The organism is Bacillus sp. 17RED48, assembly GCF_019837545.1.
GTDB classification, from domain to species: Bacteria; Bacillota; Bacilli; order Bacillales; family Bacillaceae_G; genus Bacillus_A; species Bacillus_A wiedmannii.
Map to the genome: position 1 here is coordinate 1,087,394 of NZ_JADAXG010000002.1, position 14,156 is coordinate 1,101,549.

Annotated in this window: 18 protein-coding genes; 5 read left to right on the plus strand and 13 right to left on the minus strand. The window is 36.7% G+C overall.

What is annotated here, in order from left to right; translation table 11 throughout:
* Positions 1-31: 31 nt before the first annotated feature.
* The 5 genes from ILT06_RS12395 to ILT06_RS12415 all read right to left on the minus strand — a co-directional run bounded on the left by ILT06_RS12395 (position 32) and on the right by ILT06_RS12415 (position 5,027).
* The gene (locus tag ILT06_RS12395; RefSeq protein ID WP_064473866.1) at positions 32-1,396 is read right to left on the minus strand and encodes a PTS transporter subunit EIIC; all 1,365 of its coding nucleotides are present in this window, start codon (positions 1,394-1,396) and stop codon (positions 32-34) included.
* A gap of 35 nt (positions 1,397-1,431) precedes the next feature.
* Positions 1,432-2,316, minus strand: a complete 885-nt coding sequence (murQ, locus tag ILT06_RS12400; RefSeq protein WP_064473867.1) for an N-acetylmuramic acid 6-phosphate etherase — start codon at positions 2,314-2,316, stop codon at positions 1,432-1,434.
* A 155-nt stretch (positions 2,317-2,471) separates the two neighbouring features.
* Complete coding sequence (locus ILT06_RS12405) at positions 2,472-3,335, minus strand: MurR/RpiR family transcriptional regulator (RefSeq protein ID WP_048562466.1); 864 nt, start codon at positions 3,333-3,335, stop codon at positions 2,472-2,474.
* 29 nt (positions 3,336-3,364) lie between these two features.
* The gene (locus ILT06_RS12410) at positions 3,365-3,679 is read right to left on the minus strand and encodes an outer surface protein (protein WP_098102983.1); all 315 of its coding nucleotides are present in this window, start codon (positions 3,677-3,679) and stop codon (positions 3,365-3,367) included.
* 124 nt (positions 3,680-3,803) lie between these two features.
* A complete protein-coding gene (locus tag ILT06_RS12415; RefSeq protein ID WP_064473929.1) occupies positions 3,804-5,027 on the minus strand; it encodes a cation:proton antiporter in 1,224 nt (407 codons plus the stop codon).
* 180 nt (positions 5,028-5,207) lie between these two features.
* On the opposite strand from ILT06_RS12415, the gene bcaP reads away from it, so the two are divergent.
* A complete protein-coding gene (gene bcaP, locus ILT06_RS12420; RefSeq protein WP_064473869.1) occupies positions 5,208-6,611 on the plus strand; it encodes a branched-chain amino acid transporter BcaP in 1,404 nt (467 codons plus the stop codon).
* Between the two features lie 28 nt (positions 6,612-6,639).
* Here the strand turns inward: bcaP and ILT06_RS12425 are convergent, their stop codons facing one another.
* From ILT06_RS12425 to ILT06_RS12435, 3 genes are all read right to left on the minus strand, one after another.
* Positions 6,640-6,810, minus strand: coding sequence for a hypothetical protein (locus ILT06_RS12425; protein WP_222655141.1), 171 nt, complete (start codon positions 6,808-6,810; stop codon positions 6,640-6,642).
* A gap of 12 nt (positions 6,811-6,822) precedes the next feature.
* On the minus strand, positions 6,823-7,026 hold the full coding sequence (locus ILT06_RS12430) for a hypothetical protein (RefSeq protein WP_000391504.1): 204 nt from the start codon (positions 7,024-7,026) through the stop codon (positions 6,823-6,825).
* An 80-nt stretch (positions 7,027-7,106) separates the two neighbouring features.
* Positions 7,107-9,569 (minus strand): LamG-like jellyroll fold domain-containing protein, encoded by a 2,463-nt coding sequence (locus ILT06_RS12435; protein WP_222655142.1) that lies wholly within the window; start codon positions 9,567-9,569, stop codon positions 7,107-7,109.
* Positions 9,570-9,922: 353 nt separating this feature from the next.
* Between ILT06_RS12435 and ILT06_RS12440 the strand changes: the two genes are divergently transcribed.
* Entirely contained in the window at positions 9,923-10,348 is a 426-nt protein-coding gene (locus tag ILT06_RS12440; RefSeq protein WP_222655143.1) for an S-Ena type endospore appendage, read from the plus strand.
* 59 nt (positions 10,349-10,407) lie between these two features.
* Here the strand turns inward: ILT06_RS12440 and ILT06_RS12445 are convergent, their stop codons facing one another.
* From ILT06_RS12445 to ILT06_RS12465, 5 genes are all read right to left on the minus strand, one after another.
* A complete protein-coding gene (locus tag ILT06_RS12445) occupies positions 10,408-10,752 on the minus strand; it encodes a DUF3992 domain-containing protein (RefSeq protein ID WP_000525803.1) in 345 nt (114 codons plus the stop codon).
* Between the two features lie 20 nt (positions 10,753-10,772).
* Positions 10,773-11,141 (minus strand): DUF3992 domain-containing protein, encoded by a 369-nt coding sequence (locus ILT06_RS12450; RefSeq protein WP_064473872.1) that lies wholly within the window; start codon positions 11,139-11,141, stop codon positions 10,773-10,775.
* A 110-nt stretch (positions 11,142-11,251) separates the two neighbouring features.
* Positions 11,252-11,857 carry a DedA family protein gene (locus ILT06_RS12455; RefSeq protein ID WP_064473873.1) on the minus strand — a complete coding sequence of 202 codons (606 nt, stop codon included), beginning with the start codon at positions 11,855-11,857 and terminating at the stop codon, positions 11,252-11,254.
* Between the two features lie 11 nt (positions 11,858-11,868).
* A complete protein-coding gene (locus ILT06_RS12460; protein WP_222655144.1) occupies positions 11,869-12,150 on the minus strand; it encodes a YkvA family protein in 282 nt (93 codons plus the stop codon).
* 241 nt (positions 12,151-12,391) lie between these two features.
* Complete coding sequence (locus tag ILT06_RS12465; protein ID WP_064473874.1) at positions 12,392-12,802, minus strand: VOC family protein; 411 nt, start codon at positions 12,800-12,802, stop codon at positions 12,392-12,394.
* A gap of 108 nt (positions 12,803-12,910) precedes the next feature.
* Here ILT06_RS12465 and ILT06_RS12470 point away from each other — a divergent pair, with 108 nt between their 5' ends.
* From ILT06_RS12470 to cotJC, 3 genes are read left to right on the plus strand one after another with little or no spacing between them, the layout of a single operon-like run.
* Positions 12,911-13,126, plus strand: coding sequence for a spore coat associated protein CotJA (locus tag ILT06_RS12470; protein ID WP_064473875.1), 216 nt, complete (start codon positions 12,911-12,913; stop codon positions 13,124-13,126).
* Positions 13,127-13,134: 8 nt separating this feature from the next.
* Positions 13,135-13,398, plus strand: coding sequence for a spore coat protein CotJB (locus tag ILT06_RS12475; RefSeq protein ID WP_000194954.1), 264 nt, complete (start codon positions 13,135-13,137; stop codon positions 13,396-13,398).
* A gap of 12 nt (positions 13,399-13,410) precedes the next feature.
* Entirely contained in the window at positions 13,411-13,980 is a 570-nt protein-coding gene (cotJC, locus tag ILT06_RS12480) for a spore coat protein CotJC (protein WP_000265283.1), read from the plus strand.
* The last annotated feature ends 176 nt before the right edge of the window (positions 13,981-14,156 follow it).

Below are 14,156 nucleotides of genomic sequence, written 5' to 3' on the forward strand. Positions count from 1 at the left end.
TGAATAGAAAAAGAGAAAGGAATCCCTTTCTCTATATGTTTTCTGCCATTTCTTCTTTAAATCCGAAGAAGTACGTAAAGATAAATCCAAAAGTATATGCCACTACTAACCCAAGGAAATATAATAAATATTTATTATCAGCGATTAACGGGATTAAAGATAATCCTGATACGCCAATTCCGAGTGAAGCCGTTTTCATAACTGCCTGGAATGCACCACCGACGGCCGCTCCTAAACAAGCGGTAATAAACGGTTTCCCAAGTGGTAATGTAACCCCGTATAATAATGGTTCGCCAATTCCTAAAAATCCAACTGGTAATCCACCTTTAATTACGTTACGAAGTCGTTTATTTTTTGTTTTTACATAAATCGCAATTGCTGCGCCCACTTGCCCAGCACCAGCCATCGCGAGTACTGGTAATAAAGGTGTTACGTGCGTTTGATTAATAAATTCCATATGAATCGGTGTTAAACCGTGGTGTAATCCGACCATAACGAGTGGTAAAAACGTTCCTGCTAGCACTGCTCCAGCAAATGCCCCACCAACATTTAAAATTGCGTTAATACCGCTCGTAATACCATCAGATAAAAATCCCGCTGCTGGCTGAATCGCTAACATCGTTACTATACTTACAGCTAATACAGTAATAAGCGGTGTTACAATAATATCAACTGCATTCGGCACTGCTTTTCGTACTCTTCTCTCAACTACTACCATAAGCCATGCTGCAAAAATAACTGCAAACAATCCGCCCCGCCCGGGTACCATTGCTTCACCAAATAATTTCACATTTGCCATCGCTGGATTGAAAATTAAAATACCCGCAATCGCTCCAAGAACGGGTGTCCCGCCAAATTCTTTCGCTGTATTCCAACCGACTAAAATCCCTAAAAATGTAAAGATACCGCCGCCAATAAGTAGTAACATTTGTAGCCATGTTGCATTCGGATCAGCACCTGCGTTTTTCGCGAAGTTAGCAACCCCGTTTATAATTCCTGACGCAACAAGACCAGGTATTAACGGAATAAAAATGTTACCTATTTTTCGTAAAAAGTTCTTCACTGGTGTATTATTTTTCTTCTTCATCTCTGATTTAATCTCTTGACCAATATCTTCAAGATGATGATCTGCAACCTCACCAATTCTTACTCCTGTTAAAACTTCCATTTCGGCTGCTACTTTATTTACCGTTCCTGGACCAACAACCACTTGAAGTGTTTCATCTTCAATGACGCCCATAACGCCTTCAACTTTTTTCAAAAGATCCATATTCACTTTACTTTCATCATGAAGCGTTAACCTCAGTCTCGTCATACAATGAGCAATGCCACGAATATTTTTTATTCCCCCAAGTTGCTCCGAAATTTCTTTGGCCATTCTCTCTTCTTTCTTCATAATAGAATCCCCCTCCCTATTCTTATCGTTTCACTTTATAATGCCTTCTTCACAAAGCCTTTCGCTTCTTTTAGTTTTTCTTTTGCTTCCCCATACTCACACTGTAGTAATGCCATAACGATAGCAACTTTCACGTTACGCTTTGCTTTTTCGTAATAATCTGCCGCTACTTCATAACTAGCTCCTGTTGCTTCCACAATAATTCGTTTTGATCGTTCTACTAACTTTTCATTCGTAGATTGAACATCTACCATTAAGTTTTTATATACTTTTCCTACACCAATCATTGACGCTGTTGAAATCATATTAAGCACTAATTTTTGCGCTGTACCAGCCTTCAAACGTGTTGAGCCTGTTAATATTTCTGCGCCTGTCTCCACTTCTACATTGAGTTTTGCATACTTACTTATTTCAGCATTTTTATTACAAGAAATACTCGCTGTACTAGCTCCCACACTATGTGCGTATTTCAATCCGCCAATTACGTAAGGGGTTCTACCACTTGCGGCAATACCAATCACTGTATCTTTCTCGTTTAATCCAATACTTTTCAAATCTTCTTCTGCTAACTCTTCGCGATCTTCGGCACCTTCTACCGCCTTAGTAAACGCTTTCAATCCACCTGCTATAAATCCTTGCACCATTTTATCGTCTGTGCCAAATGTCGGCGGGCATTCCACTGCGTCTAAAATACCTAAACGACCACTCGTACCAGCCCCAATATAAATTAATCGGCCCTCTGCTTCAAAAGATTTAATAACAGTCTGTACGACCTTTTCAATTTGTTCTATCTCTTTTTCAACTGCTAACGCAACAGTTCGATCTTCTTCATTCATACTCTGTAACACTTCTTTTATACTCATCTCATCTAGATTCGTCGTTTTCTCATTACGGTGTTCTGTCGATAAATTTTCTAACATATTGCCACCCTCTTTGAAATTATATTTCACACTTTTATTATAACTTTAAGAAATTAAAAATCAATATTACTTTCTTATTTTATGAAATAAAATTTCATAAAATGACATATTTGTGTCAAAGATAATAAAAAAGATGAGTCCCCTCATCTTTTCTTCTACTTTAACTTCCGTAACCGCACTGCTTCTTCTCGCGTCTCCATAAATTGATCCAACACTTTATTACCAATACGATTAAAAGTAATCACATATAAAGCATCAATCATATTCAGTTGTGTCATTCTAGAAGCAATACTTGCAATACGATGATCTTGCTCTACATCTGGCATACAAAGACGAATATCCGCCTCTTTATATAACGGTGATGATTGGTCAAGCTTTGTAATCGCAATAACTGTTGCACCTTGTCTCTTCGCATATTGCGCCATTTCAAGTACATCTTTCGTACGACCAGATGTTGAAATCGCAACAAATATATCGCCCTCTTTTAAATTCGTTACAAGCGGCAACATCATATGAAAATCAGATAGCATCATCGCTGTAAATCCGAGCCTTGTAAATTTATAAGCCCCGTCCATCGCCGGAGTAGCTGATCCGCCTACTCCATAAAATATAATTTTATCCGCATTTACAATACGATCTGCAGCTTTCTCAAGTTCTTTTTTATCTATCGCCGTAACGCTCGCCTCAATTGCAGCTTTATTCACATACGTAACTTTATTAAACAAGTCATACGGTCCATCTTCCGTATTCATAACTGAAAAATCATTAATATTATAATCAGCAATCGTCAATTCACGAACGAGCGCGATTTTAAATGCTTTAAAGCTCCCAATCCCAATCGACTTACAAAAGCGAACAACACTCGCCTCACTTGCGCCTGCATTCGTTGACACTTCTTTCGTCGTTAAGTTCGGAACAATCTCTGCATTCCCCATTATGTACATGGCAACCTTCTTTTCAGCTGGTGAAAATTGATCCATATTACTTTCAATTTTAAATAGTAATGTTGAAGCTTTCACTATTTAACCTCCACTTCTTGCGGTTGCTTTCACTTATTTTCTCTTGCTTCAAAAAGATAAAAACCATCATCGCCAGGAGGATGGTGAACAATTACAGTTCGATCCCCTTTTTTATATGAAGTTATTTCACCTTCAGATTGCTGTTCTTCCCATCCATGTATCCAAATTGCAAAATCAGGTACAAAAGCAGTGTACTTATAGTCTTTCGGGTTTTCGTCTTCTACATAGGAAGAAAAAATAGAAACTGGAAAGTCTTTCACTTTTGACTCTTTCCATGCAGTAAATGGTATACATAGCGCAATAAGTATGATTACACCGATAACCTTCCCCTTCGTAATCCTCACACATTTCTCTCCTCGACTTATCATATACGTAGATTTTACCATAATTACAACCTATTCACGCTATATGACTATTGCTTTTTCCAATAAAAAAAGAGCTTACCTACATCAGATAAGCTCTTCCTCTCTATACAAAATATTTTTTCAAAAGCGGCGGCGTAATAATCGTCGTTAATATAACAACAATAACAATCGCTGTGAAATTTTCTTTCGCTAATAAATTTGCCGCAAGTCCATTCGCTGCGATAATAAGCGCCACTTCTCCGCGCGAGACCATCCCCGCACCAATACTAATAGAAGATTGAAGGTTGAATCCTGTCAGTCTTGCTCCTAAACCTGATCCGATTAACTTTGTAAAAATTGCAATAAGCGTCATGATGATAATAAACCAAAGCTGGCTTCCGATACCTTGAAATGTAATTTCCATTCCAATACTTACGAAGAACACCGGTACAAATATCGCATAAGCAATCGGTTCAATTTTATGTTCTACTTCGTGCTTATACTCTGTTTGCGAAATGGCAATTCCGGCTGCAAATGCTCCAATAATACCGGCGATTCCCATCATTTCACTGTAATACGAAAAAGAGAAACAAATAATAAGTGCTGCACTAATTAATGCTTCTGTTACACGAAGTGGCACAAGCATTTTCATAATCCATGGAACAACTTTCCAAGAGATAAAAACGATGCTTACAAAAAAGATAATTTTCTTTGCAATGACAAGCGTTACATTTACATCTTGTGTACCTAAAAAACTCATCACAAATGCTAATAAAATAACGACAATTACATCATCAAATACAGCTGCTCCTAAAATCGTCGTACTTTCTCTCGTATTCATTTTCCCTAAATCTCTTAATGTTTGAACAGAAATACTAACCGAAGTAGCACAAAGTAATAACCCTAAAAAAATCGCATGCGACTGTAACATTCCAAACGCAAGTCCCGCTAAATATCCACCAAGGAATGGGAAAATGATTCCCCCCATCGCTACTGCGAATGCAGATTTCAAATTCCGATTTAACTCTTCTAAATCTGTTTCAAGCCCTGCCATAAACATAAGTAGTAAAACGCCAATTTCACTCAGTTCATCAATGAGTTCAGAACTATTAATAATACCAAGCACAGCCGGACCGATAATAATACCAACGATTAATTTACCAAGTACAGAAGGCTGGCCAAGCCTAACGCTAATATCACCAGCTAATTTCGTACAAAGTAAAATGACGACAAGTTCAAAATAAAATAACATAACATCTTCTCCTACTTTATAAAGTGAAACTTTTATGAGTGGTTTTGCCACTCTGTTAACCCTCGTCCATTCCTGCCAGTAGTTTCCCCTATTCATTCGCATTTTATTTGTCACATTTTTATTTGACAAAATATTCTGAATTATAATAAAATTAATCCAGCAATTTTAAAAAACAACCTACCATAACTGTACCTCCATTTACTTACATACTCTTTTCTAGTGGGCTCATACTATATTCGCAGTTATGGAAATGAAAAAACGGGGGGAGAGTCCAAAGTGAAGTCATTATTACGAAAAAAACCGCTTAGTACTGAATCACCACGGCAGCTAGATAGAACATTAACGGCACTCGATTTAACATTTTTAGGGATTGGCGCCGTAATTGGGACAGGGATCTTTGTATTAACAGGTATTGTCGCAGCGAAACATTCTGGTCCTGGTATTATGTTATCATTCCTTATTGCTGCATTTACTTGTGCTTGTGTAGCCTTTTGTTATGCCGAATTTGCTTCTTCTATTCCTGTCTCAGGAAGTGTGTATACTTACGCATACATGACAGTCGGAGAAGTCGTCGCCTTCATCGTCGGCTGGTGTTTAATGCTCGAATATTTACTTGCAGTCGCGGCTGTAGCTGTCGGTTGGTCTGGTTATTTACAATCTTTACTCCAAGGATTTAACATCCATCTGCCCGCCATAATCGCCTCGGCCCCTGGCGTAGGAAAAGGCGGCATTATCGATTTACCGGCTGTTTGTATTTTACTACTCATTACGGGACTTTTAAGTTTCGGTATACGCGAAAGCGCACGCATTAATAATGTTATGGTTCTTATCAAGTTAGCTGTTATTATCGCCTTTATCGTAGCAGGCGCAAAATATGTAAAACCTGAAAATTGGACGCCGTTCATTCCATTCGGATACGACGGTATCATTACTGGAGCTGCCACTGTATTCTTCGCCTTCTTAGGCTTTGATGCAATCGCAACCGCTGCAGAAGAAACGAAAAAACCACAGCGCGATTTACCAATTGGCATTATCGGTTCCCTTCTTATTTGTACTGTTTTATACATGATTGTATCTTTCGTTTTAACAGGTATGGTTCCGTATACACAATTAGATGTTTCTGATCCAGTTGCGTTTGCCTTACATTTCGTTGGCGAAGATACAATTGCAGGACTTCTCGCTGTTGGAGCGATGACTGGAATGACAACCGTTCTCTTAGTCGTGATGTACGGACAAGTTCGCGTTTCTTATGCGATGAGCCGCGACGGACTACTTCCAAAAGCGCTAGCACGTGTAAATAAAAGAGTAAAAGTCCCTTTATTAAACACATGGATCACTGGTGTTGTTGCCGCTTTATTAGCAGGGCTTCTAGACCTACATCTACTTGCTAATTTAGTGAACATCGGTACGCTAACAGCCTTTACATTCGTTTGCTGCGCGGTACTTATTTTACGAAAAACACACCCTAACTTAAAACGCGGATTCCGTACACCTTTCGTACCTGTATTACCAGTTGTCGCAATTCTTTGCTGTTTATATTTGATGATTAATTTGTCTAAAACGACATGGATTAGCTTTATAGCTTGGCTGATAGTTGGCTTATGTTTCTATTTCTTCTACTCTAGAAAACATAGTCATTTAGCTACTGAAAAAACAAATGATGAAGAGAAAAAAGCATAACAAAATAGCTCGCCGATAAAACGGTGAGCTATCTTTCTGTATTATTATATTTTTTCGTTAACGATTGTAAAATGAAAAATATGCCGATGCAAGCTGTAAACGATGCCCAATTTCCTATCGGTGTAGAATATTTTAAAACGCCAATACCTACAAGCACTATGAAAAGAAGCACCTGATATATGAGCTTCCACTTTTGCATATATTCCCTCCTTTACTTCGTTCCCTTCTTTTTCTTCTTCCATGCATTTAGACTATCAAAGAAGAAATTAATAAATAACGTGCCTAAGCCCGCTAATAAAAACGTCATTAAAAATAGAACCCATATACTTTTCTCTTTTAAGAAATAATACCCTACAAGGAGCACAACCGCGATCCATACATATTCAAGAATTCTTTTTAGCTTTTTCTCTTCCAAATTATTCGCTCCCTCATTCTATACTATTTTTAGTATAACAAAAAAGAAGCCTATCATGATAAGCTTCTTTTTCTTCTCTCTTATTTGTTTATGCTTTTTTCAACGAGTGAAATCGCATATTCCACCGTACGATTCATCGTTTCTACTTGTGCATCTTTTACTTTCGCATCTTTTAATACAGCTTCTGCCACTGTAACTTTTTGACTCAATGATTTCACTGAACCATCCGTTACATTTGCAGCTTGTGCTTTTTTCACCACTGCTTTTGCAGTTTCAATATTGATTTGTAATTTTTCTTTCGGTGTTTTCGGTTGTTCTTCTGCTACTTTAGATTGTACAAATGTTACATTAGCTGTTTTTAATTCGTTATATGTTTGAACGATTTTCTCTCCAGTACTTCCTACATTTTCAAATGCTTGCTTTGCAGTGTTATAGCTTTTCTCTAGTGCTTGAAATGCTTCCTTTGAATATTGACCTGGTTTGTCACCAAACTCATACGTACCAGCTAACACTTCTTTCACTTTCCCAAGCTCTTCATATAACGCGTTTACTTGCTCTAATTTTGTACGACTAGAAAACTCATTATACGCTGCTAATACTTCTGAAGAACTTAATGCTTTACTATATAATTTCGCAAGCGCAATTTGTCCATTTAACGGAATACCACCATTCCCGTTGCTATCTGGATCTGCACCAAGTGCAAATGGTACGTTCGGGTGATATACTTTCCCTGTAGCTGGTTGGCTGTTTACTTTTTTACCATCTACGTAAATTGCTACTTCACTTCCGTTATACGTTCCTGTTAAATGATACGTTTTATTAGCCTCTAACTGAACGCCAACACGTTTATAACTTCCACCAATATGAGCCCATAATTCTACATAACCACTTCCTGTAGATTCAAAACCAATTCCGCCGCTCTCTGTATTTTGCAAAATACCTTGTCCGCGAATTTCATTCATTGAAAATACAGTTTCTAACGTAAATGTATTTGCTACTTTCTCTTTTTGCGCTGCTGAAAACGGAAGATATCCAAATGTATTTGCTTTTCCGTTTAGCTTCATAACATTCTTTTTCAACGCTTTATCATATTCAATAGTCACATTACCCTTAACATCACCTTTTGTACCAAATGATGAATTGTCTTTAAATGTACCATCTGCAAAGTTCACATCAAAAACATCCGCCTTTGGTACTTTCACATTCGGGTCAATATTATCTTTTTTCGTAGTAATTTCTGCCGTTAATGGTTGTACACTTTCATTGCCGAATGAATCAATCGCAACGACTTCCAGTGTATATGTTTTCCCGCCATCTAGTCCTGCAAGCGTAAATGTCAGTTCTTTCGGCACTGGATCACGATAAAACTCTGAGAATGCTAACAATTTATTCTTTATTTCTCCCGTTTGCTTATCTCTAGCTTGTACACGGTAAGAATGAACAAGAAGGTTGTCCAACGCTTGCATGAATGTTACTGTTGCTGCATTTTCTGTTACATTTGATACCGCAAGCTTTGCATCCTTAGCAAAGTGTGGCCTTTCTTTATCGCGATCTTCTACATGTGTAAATGTGTCTTTCTTTGATGGTAATTTAATTTTCCAAGGCTCGCCTGTCCAAGAATTTGTATGGAAATCACGGCGATTAATCGTTACTTCTTTATCATCTACTTCTACTAATAAACCTTGGCTTAATGCACGCGATTCTGAAGGAATATTCCCTTGCACTTTGCCACCCTCTACCTCCATATAACTTACTGAAGATGTGCCAACTGATGTAAAGTCTTTTTGATGAATTGATCTTGGATCATCTAATGGATAATGTGAATGACCTGAAAACGTAATGACTTGTGGGTATTGTTTTAATACCTCATTAATTTTTGCACTATCTTTCGTTCCCCATTCTTGACTACCGTATACTGTATCTTTAATATGTTGATGTAAAAATACGAAAATTGGTTTTTCTGGATCATCTTTTTGCGCCTTTGCCATCTCTTCTTTTAGCCAATTAATTTGCTTGTCTGAATAATATCCATGAGTTGTCTCGTTCTCTGGAGACATAACAAGGAAGTGATACCCTTTCACCACTTTATGATAATAAATCGATTCCATACCTGTTTTTTCTAAGAAACGCTTCTGCGCTCCCTCTACAGATAAACCGTTCCAATAATCATGGTTCCCTAGAGAATTCATTCGTACTGCATCTTTATTTGCATTCTCATTATATACTTGCATGAAACGATCATATTGTTGTACCGATCCTGAATCAGTAAAATCTCCCACAATTACGAACGCATCTTGCTTTGGTGCAAGCGTATTGAACTGTTCAATCGCTCTTTTCCAGCGAAACGTATCATCCGTTCCACTATTTTTAATATGTACATCACTTACGACTGGAAAAACTATCTTCTTTTCACTTGGTGCCTTTTCTTGCTTCTTCTCTTCCGCTTTGACTGATGTACTCCACGGAAATGATACAAATGCTAATACAAAAACCATTAATAATCCAATAAGACCTTTTACTTTTCGTAAAGCTGTTCTTTCCACGTGAATCCTCCTCCTAATAATTGATTCATTACAAAGGCTATTTTATCTAAAACATGTTAATGTCGTTTAAATAACAAATGAATTTTATTAGATTTTTGTAAATATACAGTTAATTACAAGTTAAGTCCAACATTCCTCGTACTATTGTATACAACCACCTTTTATCTAAAAGAGTCTGATCATTCTTTTCCTATGACTATTCACATATAATCTTTTCTATAACACTAATGATAAGTTAAACTTTAAGCCTATTAGACAATCTTAATTTTTAAAATTTTCTTCTTTTCTTAACACATCGGCCATGCTTCTACATTTAATAGTAGTAAAAGACAACTTAAAAAGGAGGGGTTTTATTGAGGAACAAAAAAAATATTGGCTGTTTCGCTCCTTTATCTATCATTTGTCCAGATCCTTGTCCACCGCCCCCTCCTCCAAATCCAAGTTGTGAGCGAGTAACAAATGAATTTGCAGGGAATTTCCTCATAACTAACAACACCATTCCCTCTACCAAAGATGCACTACAATCAATGATACTGTGGCAAAGTGATGGGATACTACTTATATCAGGTACTGTATCGATTTACAATAGTACTAGCAGCACCGAAGCAATTACAATTCAAATCGTTGGAGCAGTAACCAATATTTTCACTGTGTTTCCAGGCAATACGATATCTTACACCGGAAAAGACTTACAATCAGTCAGTATTATTAATATACAAAGTAATCCTTCACTATATTTAGAAGGCAAGTACTGTTGCCAATTTACATGTTGCTTATAGAATACCAATTTCATTACTTTCTCAATTTAAAAAAGCATACCATTTACGGTATGCCTTTTTTATGAAATTGGATAACGTACTGTAATACAAAACTCGCCTTGATTAACAGTTGTTCCTGTCGTAGTAATTCGGACAGTAGTAAAGTATCGTACAGTGAAAGTACCGCTACTTTGTGGTTGCACAGTAATTGTATCAACTACTGTAGCACCTACTAAAAAATCAACTGTAATGGGATTCGCGCCTACATCATATTTCACATAACCTGAACCATATACTTCTTGTGTAATATTATTCGTATATACAATTTGAGTACCAGCACCTGTAATAGACCAGTCTGTACATACTTGATCTTGCACAAGTGTTTTATTAGAACAACAAGACAAACCGGAACTTCTCATTCCCATTTCGATCCTCTCCTATTCTACTATGAAAGTGGATAACGTGTTGTAATACAAAATTCTCCCTGATACGTTCCACCAGGTGTTGCAGGTAACACAACTTGTATACTATCAAAGCGGCGATACGTAAAAGCGATACTCGTTCCTGGGTTTAATGTTTGTGTATCAATTGTAGCCCCAGCAGAATCAAGCGCTTCTACAGTAATTGGACCTGGACCAACATCATACTTAACAAAACCAGTACCAACTACATTTTGGTTAATATTATTTGTATAAAGAACATTATCAATTGCTGTTGCAACTACAGTAGCAGACCACGGACTACACACTTTATCTTGTACATAATTTTTATCTGGACAACAAGTTAATGCTGACCCTGAGCACTCACAAGACATAGTTGTTTCCCCTCTCTCTTTTATATTCCCTATATGTGTATGTCCTTCAGAGTCTTTTGCCTGTACTATTCATCTATTTTCGAAAAATAAGACAACTCCTGTACTAATGACTAGATAGATTCCGTTCTGTTTCTTTTTTTCATAAATTTATAGATTAATATACCGCCTACAATAATAACTATGACTAGTAATATCGGTAACATATATTGTCCAACAACATCCGCTGCCTTTTCCCAATGCGGACCTAATTTCATTCCAAAATAGACATATAAAGTCGTTAACGGGAACATTGCTACGAATGTATATATACTAAATTTCCATATGTTCATTTTCGCCATACCACACGGAACAGAAATAAGCGTTCGAACTCCCGGTACAAAGCGTCCAACAAATGCTACAACTGGCCCATATTTCTCAAAGAAATCATCTGCTTTTTGAATTTGTTCTTCTTTAATAAAGAAGTATTTTCCGTATTTTATTAATAGAGGACGACCACCGTAATAACCGAGTGCGTATAATGTTAACGGTCCTGTCGTTCCGCCAAGTGTTCCAGCTAATACAGCTAGCCAAAAATTCATATCTCCCTCGTACACCCAATACCCAACCATGGGTAAAACTACTTCTGCTGGAATAAATTCAAACGTTAATGCTAACACAACTCCAAAATAAGAAAACTGCTTTAAAAACTCGATTATATCTAAAATAATTTGCTCCATATTTTCAACTCCTATCCTACGTTTACGTTATGCTTTTCTTGCAATTGTACTGACGCCATTTTTACAATTCGATTCAAAATGAATAACACAATTCCGATATCATCTAAAATACCGATAAACGGCAGGAAGTCTGGAATTAAATCAAGCGGCATCGCAACATACCCAACTAAAAAAGCAACAGATAAAATTTTCTTCTTTATTGAAACCTCTTTTGAAGTAAAAAAGTCAAATAGAAATGGAACGAAACGACGAACATGAAATACAACTCTTAATCTACTAATAAGTTTTTTCATTTTTATTTCTCCTCTCTTTGTATACAAAAAGGACCCTACCAAATATGGTAAGGGTCCTAAAAAAGACAATAAGGGGCCTTTACCATTGCTGGTAAAGGTCTCACTAACAACGAAACGTTGCCAATAAAGCCGAGGGTTTCTCCCTGTAATGACGACTTTACTGTAATAAGTTACTCCCCTTTATATACACAGTTTTATACAATCACATTAAAATATTTGCCTAAGCTTGTCAATATTTTTTTCATTCGACATCCAGATTATTACATTGTAAAAGGCTCTCTTCCCTGTTCTCTATGAAAAGGAATTGGAGTGTATAACCATCTGGATCATGAAATATTATTCTAACTTCTTCGCCATGGTGCTCTTCTACAAATGATATTTGATAAAACACTAACTTTTTCTTTAACCGCTCGATATTTGTAGTTTTTAACAATAGTTCTTTCACTGATGATATAACGGTCTCTCTATGTTCTCCCAGTCCCCTATTTACAACAAAACAAATTCTCGTTGAACCGATATCATACCACACACCTGTTACACGTATTTGTGGCCTCTCCTTGCTCGGTTTAAACCCTAGAATTCCTTCATAAAAATATAATGTTTCCTTTAAGTTTTTAGATTCTAATACAATACATGTTGTAACACTTTCCATCCGCACTCCCCCTGCCTCTTTTAGTTTTCTATATGAGTCATAATTTGCAATTATGTACGAATACAATACTTAGTGATGAATATTTCATTTATAAAGGAGGCGTGTAACATGGATGAATTTATGAAATCCTACATACCTTTCCATAGCCCAAACGACCCTTGCCCTCCAATTGGAAAAAAATATTACTCAACTCCCCCACACCTATTTATGGGCTTTCAACCACCTAACCTACCCCAATTCCCACCAAAAGAAGCTTTACGAAAAGGAACTCTGTGGCCTGCTTTTTATGATTTTTATGAAAATCCTTACAAAAAAGGACGGTGAATAAAAACATGACACAGACATTGCCTGATGAATATTACAAATGGATTGAAGAACTACAAGAACTAGACTTTGTATTAGTTGAACTTACCCTCTATTTAGATACGCACCCAAACGATACTGCAGCTATAAATCAATTCAACGATTTCTCCTATAAACGAAGAGTATTACAACAAAAAATTGAAGAAAAATACGGGCCACTTCAGCAGTTTGGAAATAGTTATTCTAACGCTCCATGGGAATGGAGCAAAGGACCGTGGCCATGGCAAATATAAAGGAGAGAAACTATGTGGATTTATGAAAAGAAATTACAATATCCAGTTAAAGTGAGTACTTGTAATCCAGCACTCGCCAAATTATTAGTTGAACAGTATGGCGGTGCGGACGGCGAACTGGCTGCTGCTCTTCGCTACTTAAATCAGCGTTATACAATTCCTGACAAAGTTGTCGGCTTACTAACCGACATTGGCACAGAAGAATTCGCACATTTAGAGATGATTGCGACAATGATTTATAAATTAACAAAAGATGCAACACCAGAGCAAATGAAAGCTGCTGGATTAGACGCACAGTACGCTAATCATGATAGTGCTTTGTTTTATCATAATGCTGGTGGCGTTCCTTTTACTGCTACTTATATTCAAGCAAAAGGAGACCCTATTGCAGATTTATATGAAGATATTGCTGCTGAAGAAAAGGCAAGAGCAACTTATCAATGGCTCATTGATTTATCTGACGATCCTGACATAAATGACAGCTTACGCTTCTTACGTGAACGAGAAATTGTCCATTCACAACGTTTCCGAGAAGCAGTTGAAATTTTAAAAGAAGAACGTGATAAAAAAATATTTTTTTAAAACACGTATCCTAGCGATATGTGTTTTTTTATGTTAAAAGTTAAATCCTTCCTATTAAAGATATAAATAGTATATTTATTCGATTTAATGCATTATTTTTTAATATTTTCAAAATTCCCTATTGCTTTCTAGTCATCAGACCTTTAAAATAGTAACAGTTACTCGACAAATTATTT

What these genes read in the sequence shown, in the direction of transcription:
- ILT06_RS12395 (WP_064473866.1), bottom strand. Translation starts at nt 1,396, where the DNA reads ATGAAGAAAGAAGAGAGAATGGCCAAAGAAATTTCGGAGCAACTTGGG.
- ILT06_RS12445 (WP_000525803.1), bottom strand. Translation starts at nt 10,752, where the DNA reads ATGGGAATGAGAAGTTCCGGTTTGTCTTGTTGTTCTAATAAAACACTT.
- ILT06_RS12450 (WP_064473872.1), bottom strand. Translation starts at nt 11,141, where the DNA reads ATGTCTTGTGAGTGCTCAGGGTCAGCATTAACTTGTTGTCCAGATAAA.
- ILT06_RS12455 (WP_064473873.1), bottom strand. Translation starts at nt 11,857, where the DNA reads ATGGAGCAAATTATTTTAGATATAATCGAGTTTTTAAAGCAGTTTTCT.
- ILT06_RS12470 (WP_064473875.1), top strand. Translation starts at nt 12,911, where the DNA reads ATGGATGAATTTATGAAATCCTACATACCTTTCCATAGCCCAAACGAC.
- ILT06_RS12415 (WP_064473929.1), bottom strand. Translation starts at nt 5,027, where the DNA reads ATGAATAGGGGAAACTACTGGCAGGAATGGACGAGGGTTAACAGAGTG.
- murQ (WP_064473867.1), bottom strand. Translation starts at nt 2,316, where the DNA reads ATGTTAGAAAATTTATCGACAGAACACCGTAATGAGAAAACGACGAAT.
- ILT06_RS12475 (WP_000194954.1), top strand. Translation starts at nt 13,135, where the DNA reads ATGACACAGACATTGCCTGATGAATATTACAAATGGATTGAAGAACTA.
- ILT06_RS12460 (WP_222655144.1), bottom strand. Translation starts at nt 12,150, where the DNA reads ATGAAAAAACTTATTAGTAGATTAAGAGTTGTATTTCATGTTCGTCGT.
- cotJC (WP_000265283.1), top strand. Translation starts at nt 13,411, where the DNA reads ATGTGGATTTATGAAAAGAAATTACAATATCCAGTTAAAGTGAGTACT.
- ILT06_RS12425 (WP_222655141.1), bottom strand. Translation starts at nt 6,810, where the DNA reads ATGCAAAAGTGGAAGCTCATATATCAGGTGCTTCTTTTCATAGTGCTT.
- ILT06_RS12465 (WP_064473874.1), bottom strand. Translation starts at nt 12,802, where the DNA reads ATGGAAAGTGTTACAACATGTATTGTATTAGAATCTAAAAACTTAAAG.